This window comes from Aeromonas sp. V90_14 (genome assembly GCF_029967615.1).
Taxonomy (GTDB): Bacteria; Pseudomonadota; Gammaproteobacteria; order Enterobacterales; family Aeromonadaceae; genus Aeromonas; species Aeromonas hydrophila.
This window is the reverse complement of sequence record NZ_JASCAS010000018.1, coordinates 1-6046: the sequence shown is the minus strand read 5'-3', so window position 1 is coordinate 6046 and position 6046 is coordinate 1. Positions and strand designations below refer to the sequence as shown.

The 6046-nt window shown below is 60.9% G+C and carries 5 protein-coding genes; 2 read left to right on the top strand and 3 right to left on the bottom strand.

Annotated features, from left to right (window positions below; all coding sequences use genetic code 11):
• Nucleotides 1-432: 432 nt before the first annotated feature.
• From QLG02_RS10260 to QLG02_RS10250, 3 genes are all read right to left on the bottom strand, one after another.
• Complete coding sequence (locus tag QLG02_RS10260; RefSeq protein WP_011707209.1) at nucleotides 433-642, bottom strand: cold-shock protein; 210 nt, start codon at nucleotides 640-642, stop codon at nucleotides 433-435.
• Between the two features lie 272 nt (nucleotides 643-914).
• The gene (locus QLG02_RS10255) at nucleotides 915-1583 is read right to left on the bottom strand and encodes a LysM-like peptidoglycan-binding domain-containing protein (protein ID WP_139393747.1); all 669 of its coding nucleotides are present in this window, start codon (nucleotides 1581-1583) and stop codon (nucleotides 915-917) included.
• A gap of 98 nt (nucleotides 1584-1681) precedes the next feature.
• Nucleotides 1682-3784 (bottom strand): methyl-accepting chemotaxis protein, encoded by a 2103-nt coding sequence (locus QLG02_RS10250; protein ID WP_282465113.1) that lies wholly within the window; start codon nucleotides 3782-3784, stop codon nucleotides 1682-1684.
• A gap of 260 nt (nucleotides 3785-4044) precedes the next feature.
• On the opposite strand from QLG02_RS10250, the gene gltX reads away from it, so the two are divergent.
• Entirely contained in the window at nucleotides 4045-5460 is a 1416-nt protein-coding gene (gene gltX / locus QLG02_RS10245; RefSeq protein WP_135319072.1) for a glutamate--tRNA ligase, read from the top strand.
• Between the two features lie 162 nt (nucleotides 5461-5622).
• Nucleotides 5623-5754 (top strand): glutamyl-tRNA synthetase, encoded by a 132-nt coding sequence (locus tag QLG02_RS10240; protein ID WP_223302521.1) that lies wholly within the window; start codon nucleotides 5623-5625, stop codon nucleotides 5752-5754.
• Nucleotides 5755-6046: the final 292 nt, after the last annotated feature.

The window sequence follows — 6046 nt, the reverse complement described above, 5'->3', positions numbered from 1 at the left end:
ACGACCTTGCCAAGGTCGGGGTCGCGAGTTCGAGTCTCGTTTCCCGCTCCAATCTCTCTTCAAATTCAATCTCTTTCCCCCCCAAGCTCACGAATCCAGTTTCTCAATACAATCGCTGCCATATTCAGTTGGTAGAGCATGATCCGCGCTTGCCAAGGCTGGGGTCGCGAGTTAGAGTCTCGTTTCCCGCTCCAATCTCTCTTCGAAGTCCTCATCATCCCTTTGAATTGCACATCACATCGCGCCGAGATGATGTGTCGTATCCGGCGTTCAGCCAGATCATGCCCATGTCTTCTGTGCCTGCGTGGTACACAGGTGCTGGGGAGGGCTGTGGTTGCTGTAGGCAGGCTTATGAGCGTGGCGGGGAAGGGGAAACGGCGGGCAAAAAAATAGGAGGGCCGATGGCTCCTCCTACAGGCTCACTGGCGTGGCTTAGAGCAGGGTAACGTTCTCAGCCTGAGGGCCTTTTTTGCCCTGGGTCACAGTGAACTGGACTTTTTGACCTTCAGCCAGGGTCTTGAAACCGGCACTCTGGATGGAGGAGAAGTGAACGAAAACGTCCGGTCCCTGGGATTGCTCGATGAAGCCAAAACCCTTGGTCTCATTGAACCATTTTACTTGGCCGGTGCGAATGTCAGACATGTGGTAAGTCCTATCTATAACAAAATGAAACTAAGCCTTGTTGGGCAGCATTTGCCTAGAAATCAGGGGTTGAAGCATGACTGACCACGTCAATTTGTCCCAGTAGCATGTAGAACAATCCCTGTCTAAAGCACAAACGATTGTACGTGAGCGCGATCCCTTGTCAATTTGGCACTTTTCATTTTTTGAGCAAGCTAAAAATATTGTGAACTCAGCGGCTTATTTCATGGATTCAGGTCAAAAAAACGGGAGGCACCAGGCCTCCCGTTGTTTCATTCCTTGAGGGCGAATCCTTCACCCTGTCGGTCGTAGCGGTAGATGGCCTGACCATAGGAGCGGATCTCGACCCGCTGGATGCGGCGGGTGTCATCGATCAGGATGAACACGGCCCGGCCCGATTGCAGGCGGGTCAGCGGCCGATCAGGCCCTTCGATGGCGATCAGGCGGCTCAGCTCTGCGCCCGGCAGCTCGAACTTGCGGAAGATGGAGTAGAGGGTCTCGCCGGCTTGCACGTCGTGCTGCAGCCAGGTGCCATCCACCTTCTCTTCGACCGGTTTGGCTGCGGCCGGTGCACTGCCTGCGGCGCCATTGCCGACGGTGAGGGCCTGCGCCGGTACGGCGATGGGGACCGCCAGCGAACCGGACGGCGCGGCTTTGGGCGCGGGGACAGCCGGCTCCCAGGCCAGCACCAGCAACCAGAGCGGGATCAGGATCAGCAGCCCTATGGTGTGCTTGCGCGGCAGGGGGCTGGCCAGCTTGAACTTGCCTGTTTTGGCTTCCTGGCCGTGTTGGCCAAGCCCGCTCATGCCCTGGCCGATGCGTTGGCGCAGGGGCAGGGTGGCGGCATTGATACGATGGAGCAGGGATCCTTGTGATTCGTCTTGGCGACGCTGCTGGGCTCGTCTGTTGTGGCCACGGGGGCGACGGTCCGGGGTGGGCACGGCATTTACCTCTCACTACATTGCCTGCCATCAGGCAAATTCGTGCCTATGGTAAACGGACTCGCCCCCGAGGGGGAGAGTCCTGAGGTGGAAAATTATCAGCTGAGACGAAATTGTCCCAGTAATTGCTGTAAACGCTCGGCCGCCTGGCGCAACGCCTGGCTGGCTTTGGCCGTTTCGGTCGCATCCAGTGCGATGTCGTTGGCCAGTGCGTTGGTTTTTGACAGGTTGCCGGAGACAGTCTCGGAAACCGAGCTCTGCTCTTCGGCGGCGGAGGCGATCTGGTAGGTCATGTCGTTGATGGTGGAGATGGCCTGATAGATGCTGCCGAGCGCCTCTTCCGCCAGATCCGCCTCGCCCACCGCCTGATGGGTCAGCTGCTGGCTCTGGTTGATGGCGTTGACCGCGTTGGCCGAGCTGTGGCGGATCTTCTCGATCAGCTCCTGGGTATTCTGCACCGCCTGCTGGGTGTTGCCCGCTAGCTTGCGTACCTCGTCGGCCACCACCGCAAAGCCGCGGCCCTGCTCGCCGGCCCGGGCCGCCTCGATGGCGGCGTTGAGCGCCAGCAGGTTGGTCTGATCGGCGATCCCCTGAATGACGGTGAGGATGCTGGTGATCTGCTCGCTGTCGTGGGCCAGCCCCTCGACCACCTCGGCCCCCTTGCCGGCCTCGGCGGCCACCTTGTGCATCGACTGGATCACCTGCTGGAAGCGTACCTTGCCCTGATCCGCCGCCCCCTGGGCTTGCTTGGCCGAGTCGGCGGTGTTGTTGGCGTGGGTGGCCACCTCCTGGCTGACGTAGGACATCTCTTGCACCGCGGTCAGCATCTGCTCCATCTCCGCCTGGTGGTGCTGCAGGTTGGTGTCGGTCTGGCCGGCGATGCGATCGGTGTCGCCGGCATGACGGTTGACCTCGCTGGCGGTCTTGAGCACATCCCCCAGCAACACCTGCAGCTTGTCGATGAAGCGGTTGATGCCCTTGGCCAAATCCCCCAATTCATCGCGGGACTGGGTATTGAGCCGCTTGGTGAGATCCCCCTCGCCATCGGCGATGTCATCCACCAGGCTGACCATCTGGCGGATGGGGCCGGTGATGCTGCGGGCAATGACCAGCATGGTGGCCAGCGCCAGCACCAGCACGACGACGGCGCCCACCAGTTGCTGGGTCATGGCGGCCCGGTTCATGTCGCTCAGCTGGGCTTCCAGCTGGTCGGCCCCGGCCAGCACCACCTTGTAGGGCAGGGTGACGATGATGGCCCAGTTGCGGCTCATGCCCGGCACCGCGATGGGCACCGAGATACGAAACGCATCGTCGAGCTCCTGGCGCTGAACCTCGGGTTTGAGGTACTGCTGCCAGCCGTTGCCGAGCAGCTTGTCGGCGCGGCTGCCGAGCAGGCTGTCATCACCGCTGGTGCCGGTGATGACGCCGGCGGCGCTGACGATCAGGGTCTCGCCCTTGCCGTCATAGATGTTGCTGTTGAGGGACTGGGCCTGACGGCTGATGGAGTCCACCGCCAGATCGAGCGCGGCGATCCCCTTGAACTGGCCACCCACCATGATGGGGGTGGTGATGGTGCTCACCAGCACCTGCTGGCCGTTGATGTCCACCTTGAAGGGGTCGATGAGGCAGGAGCGTCCCTCCCGTTTCGGGCAGGCGTAGTAGTCGTTGGCCGGATTGCCGAACTCATCCGGATCGCTCTTCTCGATAGAGAGCAGCAGGTCGGTGCCGATGCTCTCCTTGTCGCGATAGAAATAGGGCACGAAGCGCCCCTTGCTGTCACTGCCCAGCGCCGTCTGGCCGGCGAAGCTGGCATCCTGGCCGTCGAAGCCGTTGGGTTCGAAGCCGGCGAAGGCGCCGTAGAGCTGGGGTTCGAGGGCGAGCTGGGCCTTGAGCAGATCGGTGGCCTGCTGGCGATCCAGCGGCAGCTTGCCCTCCTGCTGCAGGGCGAGGGCGCTGGCCATCTGCTGGGTATAGGAGAGCCCCTTTTGCAGCAACTGGGTGATGGTGGCGGCCTCGGCACGGGCGTTGGCGCTGACCTTCTGCCATGCCTCCTGCTGCAGGGCGGCGCGGCTGGAGCTGATGGTCAGCTTCTGGGTCTGTTGACCCGAGTACTGGTTGAGCAGGATCAGGATGACCAGGGCGGCGGTCATGGCGATCCCGGCCATCACCAGAATGCGATTCTGGATAGAACGGAACTGCATCGTCTCTTCCTTGTTGGTGAGCGTTATTTGGATATCGGCCGGAGGAGGCAGCTCTCCAACACTTGTCATAGCAAAACGGAAACCGGGATTTTGTTTTGCGATCCCCTTCAAATATCAGGCGGCAAGCGGCTGGGACGCCTGTGCAACCCCCTACTTTTGCCCGCTGCGGCTGCATGGTTTTCCCATCCGTCATTGTCGGTGCTAAAATGCGACGGTTTTTTTAACGAATTGGCCCAAGGCCCTCTACACAAGGCTTAAAGATGAAAGTCAAAACCCGTTTTGCTCCCAGCCCGACCGGCTTTTTGCATGTCGGCGGTGCCCGTACCGCACTCTATTCCTGGTTGTTTGCAAAGAACCAGGGCGGTGAGTTCGTGCTGCGTATCGAGGATACCGACCTGGAACGTTCCACTCAGGAGGCGATCGACGCCATCATTGAGGGCATGGAATGGCTGGAGCTGAACTGGGATGAGGGCCCCTACTACCAGACCAAGCGCTTCGATCGCTACAACGGGCTGATCGACGAGATGCTGGCTGACGGCCGTGCCTACAAGTGCTACTGCTCCAAGGAGCGGCTGGAAGCGCTGCGCGAAGGCCAGATGGCCAACGGCGAGAAGCCCCGCTATGACGGCAAGTGCCGCGACCACGCCCACGATCACCCGGCCGATGCGCCGCACGTGATCCGCTTTCGCAACCCGACCGAAGGCTCCGTGGTGTTCGATGACCACGTCCGTGGCCGCATCGAGTTCGCCAACACCGAGCTCGACGATCTGATCATTCGCCGTACCGACGGCGCGCCGACCTACAACTTCTGTGTGGTAGTCGATGACTGGGACATGGAGATCACCCACGTGGTGCGTGGCGAAGACCACATCAACAACACCCCGCGCCAGATCAACATCTACAAGGCGCTGAACGCGCCGGTACCGGAGTTTGCCCACGTCTCCATGATCCTGGGTGACGACGGCGCCAAGCTCTCCAAGCGCCACGGTGCTGTCTCCGTGATGCAGTACCGCGACGACGGCTACCTGCCGGAAGCGCTGCTGAACTATCTGGTGCGTCTGGGCTGGTCCCACGGCGATCAGGAGATCTTCAGCCTCGACGAGATGATCAAGCTATTCAGCCTGGATGCCATCTCCAAGTCTGCCTCTGCCTTCAACACCGACAAGCTGCTGTGGCTGAACAACCACTACATGCGCAGCTTGGATCCGGCCTATGTTGCCAAGCATCTGGCATGGCACATGGAAAACCAGAAGATCGACACCAGCAAGGGCCCGGCCCTGGCCGACGTGGTCACCCTGCTGGCCGAGCGCTGCAACACCCTGGTCGAGATGGCGGCCCAGAGCCGCTACCTGTTCGAAGAGTACGAGGCCATCGACGAAGCGGCTGCCAAGAAGCACCTGCGTGGCGTGGCTGCCGAGCCGCTGACCCTGGCCAAGACCAAGCTGGCTGCTCTGGATAGCTGGACCACCGAAGCGCTGCATGAGCTGATTGAAGCCACTGCCGCCGAGCTGGGTCAGGGTATGGGCAAGGTCGGTATGCCGCTGCGCGTGGCGGTGACCGGTCTGGGTCAGTCCCCTGGCATCGACGCCGTGATGGCGCTGGTGGGCAAGGAGCGGGTACTGGCGCGTATTGACCGCGCACTGGCTTACATCGAAGCGCGCATGGCTGCCGAGTAAGCTTGCTGTCGCACATTGCCGTCACCGGTCTGGGGTAATCTATCCCCAGGCATCGACGCCGTGATGGCGCTGGTGGGCAAGGAGCGCGTACTTGCGCGTATCGACCGCGCTCTGGCGTATATCGAAGCACGCATGGCTGCCGAGTAAGCTTGCCGTCGCACATTGCCGTCACCGGTCTGGGGTAATCTCTCCCCCGCCATCGACGCCGTGATGGCGCTGGTGGGCAAGGAGCGGGTACTGGCCCGCATCGACCGCGCTTTGGCGTATATCGAAGCGCGCATGGCCGCCGAATAAGCGCCAGCCAGTGATTGAGAAAGGGCTCCCGTACGGGGGCCTTTTGTTTTTGGCCAAAGGCCGGTTTTGTGACATAAAACAGCGAGATAGCTGTCTCATTGCCGGTTAAATCGGCTAACTGCTTGAATTTTGACTAAACGCGCGAATCGGCGTTATTTTTGGGTTGACAGCAAAGCGGTCGGTGCCTATCATGCGCCTCCGTTGCCGGAGATAACTTTGGTAGCGCCGAGGTGAGTTGGGGTTATAGCTCAGCTGGGAGAGCGCTTGCATGGCATGCAAGAGGTCCGCGGTT

What these genes read in the sequence shown, in the direction of transcription:
- QLG02_RS10260 (WP_011707209.1), bottom strand. Translation starts at nt 642, where the DNA reads ATGTCTGACATTCGCACCGGCCAAGTAAAATGGTTCAATGAGACCAAG.
- QLG02_RS10250 (WP_282465113.1), bottom strand. Translation starts at nt 3,784, where the DNA reads ATGCAGTTCCGTTCTATCCAGAATCGCATTCTGGTGATGGCCGGGATC.
- gltX (WP_135319072.1), top strand. Translation starts at nt 4,045, where the DNA reads ATGAAAGTCAAAACCCGTTTTGCTCCCAGCCCGACCGGCTTTTTGCAT.